This window comes from Blastococcus sp. SYSU DS0541 (assembly GCF_054050875.1).
The window spans coordinates 113,595-126,741 of sequence record NZ_JBJHAD010000014.1; the positions used below are offsets into that span (position 1 = coordinate 113,595).

Sequence of the window (13,147 nt, forward strand, 5' to 3'; positions counted from 1 at the left end):
CCGCGGTCGAGCCGCAGGTAGGTTGGCGGCGTGAAGGCCGACCACTTCGAACAGCAGAAGCTCCTGGAGCTCGCGGCGGAGGACGTCGCCCTGACCCAGCTCGCCCACCGGAGGCGGACCCTGCCGGAGGCCGTGGCGGTGGAGGCGGCGGCGGAGAACGAGCGGTCGCTGGCCGACGACGTCGTCCGGGCCGAGACCGAGGTGCGTGACCTCCAGCGCGAGGTCGCCCGCCTGGAGGCCGACGTCGAGACCGTGCGGCAGCGCGCCACCCGCGACCAGCAGCGCCTGGACGCCGGCGGGGTCAGCGCGCGGGAGACCAGCAGCCTGCAGTCGGAGATGGAGTCGCTCGCGCGCCGCCAGGCGACCCTGGAGGACCAGGAGCTCGAGCTGATGGAGCGCCTCGAGACGGCCGAGGCCACGCTGCGGGCGGCGCAGGAGGCGCGGGAGCAGGCGCGGGGCGCGCTGGAGCGGGCCGAGCAGCTGCGCGACGACGCGCTCGCCGACATCGCCGACGGCATCAGCCGGCACGAGAGCGCACGCGCCGCCGTCGCCGGTGGCCTCTCCGCCCCGCTGCTGGCGCTGTACGACCGCGTTCGCACCCAGACCGGCACGACCGGAGCGGCGATGCTGCGCGCCCGCCAGTGCCAGGGGTGCCGGATCGAGCTCAACGGGCGGGAGCTGGCGGCGGTCGGGAACGCCGACCCGCACGAGGTCGTCCGGTGCGAGAACTGCGGGCGGATCCTGGTCCGCACGGCCGAGTCCGGGCTGTGAGCCGCCGGTTCGTCGTGGAGGCCGACGGCGGGTCCCGGGGCAACCCGGGGCCGGCCGGCTACGGCGCCCTGGTGCGGGACGCGGACACCGGCCGGGTGCTGGCCGAGCGCGCCGCGTCGGTGGGCCGCGCCACCAACAACGTCGCCGAGTACGGCGGGCTGGTCGCCGGGCTGCAGGCGGCGCTCGACCTCGACGCCTCCGCGGAGGTCGAGGTGCGCATGGACTCCAAGCTCGTCGTCGAGCAGATGTCGGGCCGCTGGAAGATCAAGCACCCGGACATGCAGCAGCTCGCCCTTCAGGCCCGCGCGATCGCCCGGAAGCTCGGCGGCGTCCGCTACACCTGGGTGCCGCGCGCGCAGAACGGCGCCGCGGACGCCCTGGCGAACAGCGCGATGGACGGCCGGCCGGTGCACCGGGACGCCGCCGCGGAGCCCAGCGTGGCCGAGGACGACGTCCAGCCGACGGCCGAGCCGGCCCCGGTGGTCACGACGGTCACCCACCTGCTGCGGCACGGCCAGACCGAGCACACCCCCGAGCGCCGGTTCAGCGGCCGCAACGAGCTGCCGCTGTCGCGGACCGGAGAGGCCGAGGCGGAGGCGGCCGGCGAGCGCGCCGCCGAGCTCGGCATCGAGGTGGTCGTCGCCTCGCCGCTGCGCCGCACCCGGGAGACCGCCGAGATCGTGGCCGCGCGGCTCGGCCTGCCGGTGGAGTTCGACGACGACCTGGTCGAGCTGGATTTCGGGGCCCTCGAGGGGCTGAGCGCTGACGAGGCGCGCTCCAGGCACCCGCTCGCGGTGCGCCGGTTCATGGGGGACGTGACCGTCGCGGCCCCCGGCGGCGAGTCGGTCGCCGACGTCGCCGGCCGGGTGGAGCGGGCCCGGCAGCGGATCCTCACCCGGCACGCCGGGCGGACGGTGCTGGTGGTCAGCCACGTCACGCCGATCAAGCTGATGCTCGGCGCGGGGCTCGGCACCGGTCCCGAGGTCGTCCACCGGGTGTTCCTGGAGGCCGCCTCGCTGTGCACGGTGGCGTGGTCGTCCGACGGGCGCTCGTCGGTGCGGCTGCTGAACGACACCGCGCACCTGCGCTGACGCCCGCCGAGGCCGGTCAGGTGCGCACGGAGAGGTAGACCGACACGGCGACGCCGAAGGTCACGATGAGGACCCGCAGCGGGGTCGCCGGGATGCGGGTGGCGATGCGCGCCCCGAGGAAGCCGCCGACGAGGCCGGCCGGGGCGGCGACGGCGACGACCGTCCAGGCGACCGGCCCGAAGATGCCGAACACGAGCAGGGTGATGGTCGCCGTGACGGCCGACAGCGCGGACTTGAGCGCGTTGGCGAGCTTCAGCCGCTGCAGCCCGATGCCGAGCACGCGGACGAGGATCACCCCGAGCGCGCCGCCGAAGTACCCGCCGTAGACGGTGGCGAGGAAGAGCGCCAGGTACAGCCAGGCGGGGTCGCCGCCGGGCTCGCCGGCGGCCCGTCCGGCCAGGCGCCGCGTCACGAGCGGCTGGACGGCGAGCAGCAGGCTGGCCAGCAGCACGAGCGCCGGGACGACGACGTCGAAGGCGTCCGACGGGGTGGTGAGGAGCAGGACGCTGCCGGCGAGCCCGCCGAGGGCGGCCACCGCGCCGAACCGGACGAGGCGACGGCGCTGGCCGGCGTACTCGGCGCGGAAGCCGGCGACGCCGCCTAGGTAGCCGGGCCACTGGGCCAGCGAGTTGGTGACGTTCGCAGCGACCGTGCCGAGGCCGAGCCCGACCAGCGTGGGGAACAGGATCAGCGAGCCGCCGCCGGCGACCGAGTTGACGCCGCCGGCCACGAAGGCGACGCCCGCCGCGATGAGCAGGTCGACGGCGGACACGGCGGGTCACCCTACGGTGGCCCCATGCGGAGACCGGCGAGCGCGACGTGGCTGGGAGCCCTGCTGGGCGGGTCGGGAGTGCTCCACCTGGTGCACCCGCGCACCTACGAGTGGCTGGTCCCGCCAGAGCTCGGCTCCGCGCGGGTGTGGGTGCTCGCCAGCGGGGTGGCCGAGATCGGCACCGCCGCGCTGCTGGCCGCTCCGAGCACCCGCCGGGTCGGCGGCTGGTCGGCCGCAGCCCTGCTGCTGGCCTTCGTTCCGGCGCACCTGCACCACCTCCGGCTGGGGCTCCGGAAGCCGCCGGTGATGGCCGCGGCCGTGGTGCGGCTGCCCCTGCAGGTGCCGATGGTCGCAGCGGCGCTGCGGGTGGCCCGCGGGCGCTGACGGCGGGGCAGACTCGCCCCATGCCGCCTGCACCGATGCCCGACGACTGGCAGCGCGCCCTCGTCGTCGCCGCGCACCCCGACGACATCGAGTACGGCCTGGCCGCCGCCGTCGCCTCGTGGACGGCCGCGGGCAAGGAGGTGCACTACCTGCTGGCGACCCGGGGGGAGGCCGGGATGGCCGGCGTTCCCCCGGTTGAGGCGGGCCCGCTGCGCGAGGAGGAGGAGCGGCGGTCGGCTGCCGTCGTCGGGGTCACCGAGGTGGAGTTCCTCGACCACCGGGACGGCGTCCTGGTGGCCGGGCCCGACCTGCGCCGTGACCTGGCTGCCGCCATCCGTCGGCACCGGCCCGAGCTCGTCGTCACCGGGTACTTCGGGCCCACGTGGACCCCGCCGGGGGTGTCGCCGGCTTACCTCAACTCGGCCGACCACCAGGCCCTCGGGCAGTCGGTGCTCGACGCGGTCGCCGACGCGGGCAACGAGTGGATCTTCCCGGAGCTCACGGAGGAGCGGTGGTCCGGGGTCCAGTACATCGCGGTCGGCGAGCTGACCGACCCGCCGCACGAGGTCGACGTCAGCGACCAGGTGGAGACGGCGGTCGCCTCGCTGACCGAGCACCGGCGGTACCTGGAGCTGCTCTCGGACGACCCGGTCGACGTGCAGGCACGGCAGATCGTCGACATGTCCACGCTCACCGAGGACGGACGGCGGCGCGTGGGCTTCCGGCTCTACTGGGGGTAGGCGCCGACGCAGCGTCGCGACCGGCTGACCCCGTCCGGGTCAGAAGGGCGGTGGGTCGTCCGCCGGGTCCGGTGGCGGCGGCGGTGGTTCGGGTCGCTCGGTGAGGACGCGGTAGCCGGGTGGCCGGGTGGTGCGGGTGACGCCGCTGGGGGTGATGACGGTGAGCACCCCGTCGTCGTTCATCGTGGGGGTCCAGCCGGGGGCGAAGGTCTTGAGCCGGTGGTGGCGGCGGCACAGGCAGCACAGATTCGCGCAGTCGGTGGCCCCGCCGGTGGCGTGGGCGATGACGTGGTCCAGGTCGGCCCAGCCGGCGGGCACGGTGCAGCCGGGGTGGCGGCAGGTGCGGTCCCGCACGGGCAGGAACCGCTGCTGGGCGGCCGAGGGGCGGTAGCGGTCCACCGGACCGGGGCGGCCCAGCAGCGGGCAGCCGCAGGCGGCCTCGGGGTGCTCGAGGTCGGTGGGGTGGTCGGGGCAGCCGCGGGCGGCGAGCCGGGTCAGCTCGCCGCGGCCGGTGACGGCCAGCAGCGCGCCGGTGGCGTCGGTGATGGCGATGTCCAGACTGCCGCCGGGCGGGGCCTGGATGCCGCAGACGTCGAGGGCGGTGAGCAGTTCGCGCAGGTGGGCGGCGGTGATCGGCTCCCCGTCGACCTCCCCGACCGGCTCGGGAGCCCCGGCTGGGGTGAACGCCGCGGGCAGCGGGGCGCCGGCGGCGAGGAACCGGGCGGGGTTGAGCGCGCCCAGCGGGGCGACCACGGTCAGCTGCGCGGTCACCGCGGGCTGGTCCTGCCACGGCCGGAGCAGCAGATCGGCCAGCGCACCGGTACGCAGCATGCCGATCGGCCGGTCATCCCCGGCCGCCTACGCCGCCCGGGCGTGGCCGTCCACCGCCGCCCGGCAGGCCCGGGCGTCGGGATGCGGGAGCAGGGCGCGCAGCTCGCCCATCCCGTCCCCGACCGGCCGCACCGACACATCCGCGCCGCGCCGGCGCGCTTCCCGGCGCCGGTCGGCCGCGGCGGCGTCGCGGGCCACCAGCTCCGCCCGCATGGCTTCGCGCAGCCGGCCCAGCCCCAGCCCGGTGGCGCCGGGCAGCACCGCGGCCTCCGCCGCGGCGATCACCGCCGGATCGGTGCCGGCCCCGGTGGCGGCGACCTCCGCGGCGATCGCCCGGGCACGGGGCCAGTCCAGCTGGCCCAGCCGCAGCCGGGCGGAGGTGGCCGGCAGCCCGGTGGTGAGCACCCCGGCGTGCTCCAGCAGGGTCACCGCCGCCGCCCGGCTGCTGTTGTGCACCGCCGCCAGCTCATCGGGCACGAACTCACTCACCCCCGCCGGCCCCACGGTTCCGGCCCGTTCCCCGCCGGGCAGCGGATCGACCGGGGCCGGGCGGGCGGCGGCGAGGTCCATCACCAGCTCCACCCGCAACGCCGCCAGCCGCGCCTCGGCGGCCACGATCTGCCCCAGCAGATCCGCCACCTCCACCGCCGACCGGCGGGCGGGCAGCCACGCGGACAACGGCTCGTCCCACCACTGAGGATCGGGATCCTTCAGCTCCCAGGGCGAGGGCGGCTCGGACACCGGCCCCACGCTCACCCCGACCGCGAACCCGACCACCGACACAACCGCAGGCTAGGACGGGGGTACGACACTTTCCGCAGGCCGAGAAGCGCGCGGGCCGACTGGCCGCCCACGGGGGCGGGCGGCCAGTCGGGCACCTACGAGCGCAGCGGATGCTGGATCACCGCGGTCGGGATGCGTCCGCTCTGCAGGCCATCAGCGTCCGCGGCGACTGAAACGGCTCAGCAGTCGCTTGAGCAGGTTGGCCTTGACGAGCCCTGAGATCAGTCCCATGACGTCCTCCTCCATCGGGTGGTGCGGGGATCGACGGCATGTACCCGCGCGCTGCGGGATCCATGTGCCGGACGCCCTACACTCCAGGGCACGACGGACGAGTCGGCTGGGCGGTCGCGTCGGCGGGGGAGACCCCGTCGCCGAGGAACGTCCGGGCTCCACAGGGCAGGGTGGTCGCTAACGGCGACCCGGGGTGACCCGCGGGACAGTGCCACAGAAAACAGACCGCCGGCGTTCGCGCCGGTAAGGGTGAAACGGTGGTGTAAGAGACCACCAGCACGCCGGGTGACCGGCGTGGCTCGGTAAACCCCACCCGGAGCTAGGTCAAGAAGGGACGGCGGTCCGCCGCCGTTCCGCGCAGGCGTTCGAGGGCGGCCCGCCCGAGCCTGCGGGTAGACCGCTGGAGCCTGCCGGCAACGGCAGGCCTAGATGGATGACCGCCCATCGGGAGGCCGCAAGGCACCCGTGGACAGAACCCGGCGTACAGGCCGACTCGTCCGTCCCCCGCCCGACGCCGGCCACCGGCCCGGTGAGGTCGGGACGTCACCCGGACGGGTGAACGGAGGCGCTGCGCGCACGGTTGGTGACGCGCCGTGCGGCCGTGCGGAGAGTTCTCGAAAAGGACCGGTCCGGCCTGTGGCGAGCCGATCCTGATACCTACCGTTCCCTCCGTCCGCCGATCGGCGGGCCCGGATGGCCGCCCGCCGAACCTGCCCACGGCCACCCCGGAGTCATAGACGCACGGGCAGGCGCGGGGGACCCACCGTTCGTGGCCCCTCCGGGACCTCGGGGTGAAGCCGCGCCATGCGCGGCCGGGCAGCTCTCGCCCGAACCCGACAGCTAACCCCGCAGGCGGCGAGAGGCTCACCACTCCATGCCCAACAGCCATCGCACCGTGGGGCGGCACCGTCGTCCCTCCCGCAACCGCGCCATGACCACCGTGGCGTACCCGGCCGTCGTCCTCGCCGCGGCCTCGGCCCTCACCCTCGGGACCATGGGCTCCGCGGCCGCCCACCCCGGCGCGCACACGGTCAGCCCCGGCGACACCCTCAGCAAGCTCGCGGCCGAGCACGGCACCACCTGGCGCAGCATCTACGACGCCAACCGTGACACGATCGGCGGGAACCCCAACCTGCTCCGCGTCGGCCAGGTCCTCACCATCGGCGGCGGCGCCGCGCCGGCAGCGGCGCCCGCTGTCGCGACGGGGTCGTACACCGTGGTCGCCGGCGACACGCTGGGCAAGATCGCGGCCCGCCACGGCACCACGTGGCAGGACCTGCACGCCCTGAACCTCGGCGTCATCGGCCCCGACGCGAACGTTCTGCGGGTCGGTCAGGTCCTCGCCCTCAGCGGCGGGGGACTGGCTCCCGAGCGCGCCAGCCGGGACGAGCGGCCCGCCCCGGCTCCCGCACCGGCCCCGGCCCCCGTCCCGGCCCCGGCGGCGACCTCGGCGGCCTACGACCAGTGGGACGCGCACGTCCGCCCCGACGTCCAGGAGATCGCCGAGGTGCACGGCGTCGGGACGGTGCTCACCCGCCCCGGCCACAGCCCCACCGCGGGCCTCGCGGCCGACTTCATGGTCTACGCCGACTCGGCCAAGGGTGACGCCGTCGCCCAGTACGTGATCGACAACGCGGCCCGGCTCGGCGTGGAGTACGTGATCTGGGAGCAGCGGATCGCCGGTACGTGGACCGGCTGGGCCTGGCAGGGCATGGAGGACCGTGGCTCGCCCACGGCCAACCACATGGACCACCCGCACGTGGCCTTCCTGCCGTAACCACACACCGCACGACGACGAGCGCCCCCTGCCCGGATCCCCGGGTGGGGGGCGCTCGTCCGTCGAGGTGCTGTCGTACGCCGGTCAGCCCCGGCCGACCGGTCAGACGGCGACGGCGGTGACGAAGGTGCAGATGCCCTCGCCCGACTCCGCCCGCGGCCGCAGCCCGATCGCCCACAGCAGCGCGGTCTCGACCCGGTGCGCCACCTTCCGCAGGCCCACGTACCAGGTCGACCCCCCGCTGGTGACGGTGATGTCGCCGAACCCTGCCGTCCGGATGTGCTCGACGAGCATCCAGTCGGGGAGGATCGAGATGTGGCCGGGCTGGTAGTAGTGCCCCGGCCCGAAGATGAACGGCGCGCCGCGCAGGAACATCTTGAGCCGCGAGTGCGGGTGGCCGACGTTGGGCGTGCTGACCAGCAGCTTGCCGCCGGGCTCCAGCAGCGCCCGGATGGAGCGCAGCACCTGCCGCGGGTTCTCGACGTGCTCGAGCGTCTCGACGCAGACCACCATGTCGAACGGGCCACGGGTCGCCTCGGTCCACTGCGGGTCGTCGAGGTCGAGGCGGTGGATCCAGTCGTGCGGCGGGTCCAGGTCGGTGGGGACGACGTCGAAGCCCGCGTCCCGCAGCCGCAACGCCAGCGCCCCGCAGCCGGCGCCCACCTCGAGGATCCGGCCGCCCTCGGGCAGCTGCTGCCGGACCAGTTCGAGCGCGTACTCGTGCACGCCGGGTGCGGCGTGCACGCCGTGCCCCTGGTAGGACCAGACCGCCGCCGTGCGCTGGGTGGTGCCCTCGTCCACTGTCACGCCCGGAGTCTGACCTACCCGCAGCCGCGACGCGCGCTCGTGCGCCACGGAAGCCCACACCCGACATGCTCGGCCGCGCCGCTGCAGGATGCAGGATGCAGGGTCCCCGTCGTGTCATCGTGATCGCCATGCGAGCAGTGCACCGGTGAGCGCCGTCGCCGTCGCCCTCATCGCGGCAGCCGCCGGCATCCCGGTCGGGCATCTGGTCAACCGGGCCGCGGGTCGCTTCCCGTGGCCGGCGCAGCTGCGGCCGGCGGAGCTGGTCGGCCCGGGACCCGTCGCCGTGCGGCCACCGGTGCTCGAGCTCCTGGCCGGGATCCTGTTCGGCCTGGTGGGCCTGCGCTTCGGCGCGGCGGCCGAGCTGCCGGCCTTTCTCTTCCTCGCCGGCGCCGGGCTGCTGCTCGCCGTCGTCGACCTCCGGCACCGGCTGCTGCCGAACCGGGTCGTCATCCCCTCAGTCGGCGTGGGCCTGGCGCTGCTGGCCGTCCCCGCCGCGGTGAGCGGCGAGTGGTACGCCCTGCTGAGAGCCGGGTTCGGGTCGATGGCGCTGTTCGCGGCGTTCCTCGTCCTCGCCCTCATCTCGCCCAGCGGTCTGGGCATGGGCGACGTCAAGCTCGCCGCGCTGCTCGGTCTCTACCTGGGCTGGCTGGGCTGGAGCGCGGTCGCGCTCGGGGGCGCCGCAGGCTTCCTGGTGCAGGCCCTGGTCGTGCTGCCCCTGCTGGCCCTGCGTCGGATCGGCCTGCGCAGCGAGCTGCCGTTCGGCCCGGCCATGCTGGCCGGCGTCGCCCTCGTTGTGCTGTCGAGCACAGTCGCCGTCTGAGGGCTCAAGAGCGCTCTCACATCGCCGACACATGTCTGTGTCGATGTCGTAACGCCAGTCCCGTCACTGTGCGTGACCGGTTGCATGCCACCCCCCTCGTTCGGGGTGATCTGTCGACCGATGTGATGACAAGCGCTCAAGTCCCCGCCGGAACCTGCCCGATGGAAGCCCTGTCGCCACGAAGCCGGGTCACCCGACCCGGACCCGCTGGCCTCCTCCACCAGGGAGTTCCCGTGCTGAACGTGTACGTCGCAGTCGCCACCATCGCCTCTTTCGTCGAGGACCGCCTGAAGCGAGAGGAGAAGGGCGCGACCGCCGTCGAGTACGGCCTGATGGTCGGCCTGATCGCCGTCGTGATCATCGTCGCCGTCACTGCGCTCGGCGGTCGCCTGGACACGCTCTTCCGTTCCATCGTCACCAGCCTCGGCGGCACGGTCACCACCTGATCGATCTCGGTTCCCTCCCTGCCCCCACGGCGCAGTGGCCGCGCGACGGTCGCTGCGCCGTGGGGCAGGAGCCCCCGTAGGAGAGGCGGTGAGCACTGATGACCACACGACTACTGCGCGACGATCGAGGCGCCTCGGCGGTGGAGTTCGGGCTCATCGTGCCGCTGCTGGTCGTCCTCGTCCTCGGCATCGCCGAATTCGGGCATGCCTTCCAGGTGCAGGGCACCCTGTCGGCTGCTGCCCGCGAGGGCGCACGAGCCATGGCCCTGCAGAACGACCAGACCATCGCTCGGGCTGCGGTGCTCGAGGCCGCGACCTCCCTGAATCCTTCGATCACCCCGCACCAGATCGCCATCACGCCGGCTTCCTGCCCGACGACCGGTGGCAGCAGCACGAACGTCGAGCTGACGATCACCTACCCGATGCCCTTCCTCACCGGCTTCTTCGCTGCCGAGGTCGAGCTCACCGGAACGGGGGTCATGCGGTGCAACGGCTGACCCTCCGCGGCCGGCTCCGGCGCGACGAGCACGGGGCCTCCGCCGTCCTGCTGTCCCTCCTGCTGGTGCCGATGCTGGGCTTCGCCGCGATCGCCGTCGACATCGGCGCCCTCTACGCGGAGCGGGCCCGGCTGCAGGTGGCGGCCGATGCCGCAGCCCTCGCCGTGGCTTCCGACTGCGCTCGCGGCAACTGCGGCGACATGCTGGCCACGGCGCAGAGCCTGGTGGTCGCCAACGCCGGTGAGGCCACGGCGGGGCAGCCGGTGCTCTCCAGCAACCCGACCAGCGTCACCGTCCCCGGCAGCACACCCAAGGAGCACTGGTTCGCGCCGGTGATCGGCCACGACGCCACCCAGGTGTCGGCGACGGCCACCGTGGCGTGGGGCGCGCCCGACCGCGGGACGGCGGTGCTCCCGCTCACCTTCTCGTGGTGCGAGTTCCTCCAGCAGACCGGCGGCGGTGAACCCTCCGGCGAGATCGAGCACACCATCTACTTCACCAAGACGTCGAACACCGTGGGCTGCACCGGCCCGTCGAACCTGTTCGTGCCGGGTGGCTTCGCTTACCTCGACACGCCGCCGGCGGAGTGCGAGGCGGCCAGCGCACGCAACGAGCGGTCCTACTCGTCCACCGGTAACACACCGCCGTCGGTCTGCACCCCGACCTACCTGAAGTCCTGGGTCGGACGCACGGTGCTGCTGCCGCTCTTCGACAGCTCTGGCGACACCGGCACCAACGCCTGGTACCACGTGTTCGGCTACGCGGCCTTCCACATCACGGGGTTCCACTTCGGCGGCCAGTTCAGCACCGCCGTCCAGCCCTGCAAGGGCAACGACCGGTGCGTGAGCGGCTACTTCACCGAGTTCGTCGACCTTGACGACGCCTTCTCGTACAGCCCGGACGCCCCGCAACTCGGGGCCTCGATCCTCCGACTCATCCGATAGGGGCGCCTCCGTGCGACGTCGTCTGATCGCCGCTTTCGCGGCGCTGTTGCTCACCGGAGCCGGTGCCGTGGTGCTGCTCGCCTACGTACGCGGCGCCGACGCCCGCGCCCTCGCCGGGACGGAGTCCGTCGAGGTCCTCGTCGTCCGGGCGCCGGTGCCGGTCGGGACCCCCGCCGAGGAGCTCGGCGCGCTCGTCGCCACCGAGCTGCTGCCGGCCAAGGCCCTCGCCGACGGCGCGGTGGCCGACCTCGACGCCCTCACCGGGCGCGTGGCGACAGTCGACCTGCAGCCGGGGGAGCAGCTGTTGGCCACCCGCTTCGCCGAGCCCACCGACCTGCGGACACCCGGCACCGTGCCGGTCCCGCCGGGCTCGGGGGAGGTCAGCGTGCTGCTGGAGCCGCAGCGGGCGGTGGGTGGTCGGCTGGCCGCCGGGGACACCGTCGGTGTCCACGTCTCCCTGGCGCAGGACGCCGGGGGGGCGACGCATGCGGTCCTGCACCGAGTTCTGGTGACCCAGGTGCAGGGTGCCCCGGCGCCCGTCGACCCGGCCGCGGAAGGCACGCCGGAGACCGCCTCGGCCGGCGGCGCGGCGCCGACCGGCAGCGTGCTGGTCACGTTCGCGGTGCCAGCGGCCCAGGCCGAGGCGATCGTCTTCGGTGCTGAGCACGGCACCCTCTGGCTCTCCCTCGAGAACGAGGGGACCGACATTGCGGGCACCGAGGTCGTCAGCGGTACCACCATCTACGGAAAGGTCTTCGCATGAGCCGCGTCGTCCTCGCGGGGGCGGACGAGAGCCTCCAGCAGCGCGTGTCCGCAGCGGTGGACGGGGACATCTCCACCCTGCCGCCGGGCCGGCTGCCTGCCGACCCGGCCCGGCTGTTCGAGCTGCTCGCCGATGGGGAGCTGCCCGACGTCCTCCTGCTGGGCCCCTTGGCGCCGGCGGACGAGGTGCTCACCCTCGCGGGTCGGCTGGACGTCCAGTGCCCGGGCATCAGCGTCGTCTTGCTGGCCGAACCGGCCCCGGAGATGTGGCAGGCGGCCATGCGGGCCGGGATCCGCGACCTGCTGGCCTTGGACGCGGACGCCGCGGAGATCCGGTCGGCGGTCGAGAGGGCCAGCGCGGCAGCGGCGAGCCGTCGCCGCGTGCTCCGGCCCCTGGAGGAGACGGCCCGCTACACCGGCCGCGTCATCACGATCGCCTCGCCCAAGGGCGGGGTGGGCAAGACGACGGTCGCGACGAACCTCGCCGTCGGCCTGACCTCGTCGGCGCCCCAGTCGACCGTGCTGGTCGACCTCGACGTGCAGTTCGGTGACGTGGCCAGCGCGCTGGCGCTCGAGCCGGAGTACACGCTGCCGGACGTCGTCCGCGGGCCGGCGAGCGAGGACACGATGGTGCTGAAGACCTTCCTGACCCAGCACCCGAGCGGGCTGTTCGCGGTGTGCGGGTCCGAGTCGCCGGCGGCGGGGGACACGGTGACCGCCGAGGACGTCAGCCGGTTGCTGGCGGCCCTGGCCCGGGAGTTCCGGTACGTGGTGGTGGACACCGCGCCGGGGTTGTCGGAGCAGACCCTGGCAGCGCTGGACCGGGCCACCGACGTGGTCATGCTCAGCAGCATGGACGTCCCGGGCGTCCGCGGACTGCGCAAGGAGCTCGACGTGCTCCGCGAGCTGTGCATGATCCCGGCGGGCCGGCACGTGGTGATGAACTTCGCCGACCCCAAGGGCGGCCTGTCGGTCCGGGACGTCGAGACAGCGATCGGCACGGGAATCGACGTCCTCCTGCCGCGCTCGGCCGCGGTACCGCCGTCGACGAACACCGGGGTGCCGGTGCTGGCCAGCGGTGGCCGGGACCCGATGGTCAAGGAGCTCCGCCGGCTGGTGTCCCGGTTCGCCGCCACCCCGATCGTGCGGCCGGGCCGCTACCGTGCCAAGCACCGGGCGGCGTCATGAACCTCATGAACCGGCTGGAGGCCGCTCGCGGCCGTACCGCCCCGCCGCCGCCCGTCGTCGCCGCTGCCGCCGATCCCTCGCCGCTGCCGGCCGAACCGGCCGCTCCGCTGCCCGCACCCCGCCCGGTCAAGCCGGTTTCGCGACCTGCTGCGCCGGTGGCCGTGGCTGCTCCCGTCGATGCGTTGGGGCGGTTGAAGGACCGGGTGGCGAAGGCGTTGTTCGAGCGGATGGGTGCTCGGATGAGCGATCCGTCGCTGGCCGAGGAGCAGTTGCGCGCGCTGGTGCTGCGGGAGCTGGACGAGG

The 13,147-nt window shown here is 74.3% G+C and carries 15 protein-coding genes, 1 other RNA gene, 1 pseudogene and 1 riboswitch; of the genes and pseudogenes, 13 read left to right on the plus strand and 4 right to left on the minus strand.

The genetic code is table 11. From position 1 onward, the window contains the following. Positions 1 to 30 precede the first annotated feature (30 nt). Positions 31 to 771: a zinc ribbon domain-containing protein gene (locus tag ACI794_RS15520; protein ID WP_456616797.1), complete on the plus strand. Its 741-nt coding sequence runs from the start codon at positions 31 to 33 to the stop codon at positions 769 to 771. Further along, on the plus strand, positions 768 to 1,862 hold the full coding sequence (locus ACI794_RS15525; protein WP_456603055.1) for a bifunctional RNase H/acid phosphatase: 1,095 nt from the start codon (positions 768 to 770) through the stop codon (positions 1,860 to 1,862). Before ACI794_RS15520 ends, ACI794_RS15525 begins: the two co-directional genes overlap by 4 nt. A gap of 16 nt (positions 1,863 to 1,878) precedes the next feature. Here the strand turns inward: ACI794_RS15525 and ACI794_RS15530 are convergent, their stop codons facing one another. After that, entirely contained in the window at positions 1,879 to 2,634 is a 756-nt protein-coding gene (locus tag ACI794_RS15530; protein WP_456616798.1) for a sulfite exporter TauE/SafE family protein, read from the minus strand. A 24-nt stretch (positions 2,635 to 2,658) separates the two neighbouring features. Here ACI794_RS15530 and ACI794_RS15535 point away from each other — a divergent pair, with 24 nt between their 5' ends. Further along, complete coding sequence (locus ACI794_RS15535; RefSeq protein WP_456616799.1) at positions 2,659 to 3,018, plus strand: DoxX family protein; 360 nt, start codon at positions 2,659 to 2,661, stop codon at positions 3,016 to 3,018. Between the two features lie 20 nt (positions 3,019 to 3,038). Further along, entirely contained in the window at positions 3,039 to 3,758 is a 720-nt protein-coding gene (locus ACI794_RS15540) for a PIG-L deacetylase family protein (RefSeq protein ID WP_456603058.1), read from the plus strand. A gap of 39 nt (positions 3,759 to 3,797) precedes the next feature. On the opposite strand, the gene ACI794_RS15545 is transcribed toward ACI794_RS15540, so the two are convergent. Both ACI794_RS15545 and ACI794_RS15550 read right to left on the minus strand, forming a co-directional pair. Then, complete coding sequence (locus ACI794_RS15545) at positions 3,798 to 4,589, minus strand: HNH endonuclease signature motif containing protein (protein WP_456616800.1); 792 nt, start codon at positions 4,587 to 4,589, stop codon at positions 3,798 to 3,800. A 27-nt stretch (positions 4,590 to 4,616) separates the two neighbouring features. After that, positions 4,617 to 5,372: a DUF222 domain-containing protein gene (locus ACI794_RS15550; protein WP_456616801.1), complete on the minus strand. Its 756-nt coding sequence runs from the start codon at positions 5,370 to 5,372 to the stop codon at positions 4,617 to 4,619. Between the two features lie 329 nt (positions 5,373 to 5,701). Between ACI794_RS15550 and rnpB the strand changes: the two genes are divergently transcribed. Together rnpB and ACI794_RS15560 are read left to right on the plus strand one after the other, a co-directional pair. Next, positions 5,702 to 6,103: RNase P RNA component class A (gene rnpB, locus ACI794_RS15555), an RNA gene on the plus strand. A gap of 228 nt (positions 6,104 to 6,331) precedes the next feature. Further along, positions 6,332 to 6,470: riboswitch (cyclic di-AMP (ydaO/yuaA leader) on the plus strand. Positions 6,471 to 6,534: 64 nt separating this feature from the next. Beyond that, positions 6,535 to 7,380: a LysM peptidoglycan-binding domain-containing protein gene (locus ACI794_RS15560; protein ID WP_456616802.1), complete on the plus strand. Its 846-nt coding sequence runs from the start codon at positions 6,535 to 6,537 to the stop codon at positions 7,378 to 7,380. Between the two features lie 102 nt (positions 7,381 to 7,482). On the opposite strand, the gene ACI794_RS15565 is transcribed toward ACI794_RS15560, so the two are convergent. Further along, positions 7,483 to 8,187, minus strand: a complete 705-nt coding sequence (locus ACI794_RS15565; RefSeq protein WP_456603061.1) for a class I SAM-dependent methyltransferase — start codon at positions 8,185 to 8,187, stop codon at positions 7,483 to 7,485. 145 nt (positions 8,188 to 8,332) lie between these two features. On the opposite strand from ACI794_RS15565, the gene ACI794_RS15570 reads away from it, so the two are divergent. The 7 genes and pseudogenes from ACI794_RS15570 to ACI794_RS15600 all read left to right on the plus strand — a co-directional run. After that, on the plus strand, positions 8,333 to 9,007 hold the full coding sequence (locus ACI794_RS15570; protein WP_456603062.1) for a prepilin peptidase: 675 nt from the start codon (positions 8,333 to 8,335) through the stop codon (positions 9,005 to 9,007). Between the two features lie 242 nt (positions 9,008 to 9,249). Further along, positions 9,250 to 9,453, plus strand: coding sequence for a Flp family type IVb pilin (locus ACI794_RS15575; protein ID WP_456616803.1), 204 nt, complete (start codon positions 9,250 to 9,252; stop codon positions 9,451 to 9,453). Positions 9,454 to 9,551: 98 nt separating this feature from the next. Then, positions 9,552 to 9,950: a TadE/TadG family type IV pilus assembly protein gene (locus ACI794_RS15580; protein WP_456616804.1), complete on the plus strand. Its 399-nt coding sequence runs from the start codon at positions 9,552 to 9,554 to the stop codon at positions 9,948 to 9,950. Next, positions 9,938 to 10,894, plus strand: a complete 957-nt coding sequence (locus ACI794_RS15585) for a pilus assembly protein TadG-related protein (RefSeq protein WP_456603065.1) — start codon at positions 9,938 to 9,940, stop codon at positions 10,892 to 10,894. Before ACI794_RS15580 ends, ACI794_RS15585 begins: the two co-directional genes overlap by 13 nt. A 10-nt stretch (positions 10,895 to 10,904) precedes the next feature. Next, positions 10,905 to 11,657: a Flp pilus assembly protein CpaB gene (gene cpaB, locus ACI794_RS15590; RefSeq protein WP_456603066.1), complete on the plus strand. Its 753-nt coding sequence runs from the start codon at positions 10,905 to 10,907 to the stop codon at positions 11,655 to 11,657. Next, on the plus strand, positions 11,654 to 12,844 hold the full coding sequence (locus ACI794_RS15595; protein WP_456603067.1) for an AAA family ATPase: 1,191 nt from the start codon (positions 11,654 to 11,656) through the stop codon (positions 12,842 to 12,844). Before cpaB ends, ACI794_RS15595 begins: the two co-directional genes overlap by 4 nt. Continuing rightward, positions 12,841 to 13,147: pseudogene (locus ACI794_RS15600) on the plus strand (CpaF family protein); the annotation flags it as partial. The gene ACI794_RS15595 and the pseudogene ACI794_RS15600, both read left to right, overlap by 4 nt.

Coding starts and splice junctions, on each gene's coding strand:
- ACI794_RS15595 (WP_456603067.1), top strand. CDS start 11,654: ATGAGCCGCGTCGTCCTCGCGGGGGCGGACGAGAGCCTCCAGCAGCGC.
- ACI794_RS15540 (WP_456603058.1), top strand. CDS start 3,039: ATGCCGCCTGCACCGATGCCCGACGACTGGCAGCGCGCCCTCGTCGTC.
- ACI794_RS15580 (WP_456616804.1), top strand. CDS start 9,552: ATGACCACACGACTACTGCGCGACGATCGAGGCGCCTCGGCGGTGGAG.
- ACI794_RS15545 (WP_456616800.1), bottom strand. CDS start 4,589: ATGCTGCGTACCGGTGCGCTGGCCGATCTGCTGCTCCGGCCGTGGCAG.
- ACI794_RS15560 (WP_456616802.1), top strand. CDS start 6,535: ATGACCACCGTGGCGTACCCGGCCGTCGTCCTCGCCGCGGCCTCGGCC.
- ACI794_RS15535 (WP_456616799.1), top strand. CDS start 2,659: ATGCGGAGACCGGCGAGCGCGACGTGGCTGGGAGCCCTGCTGGGCGGG.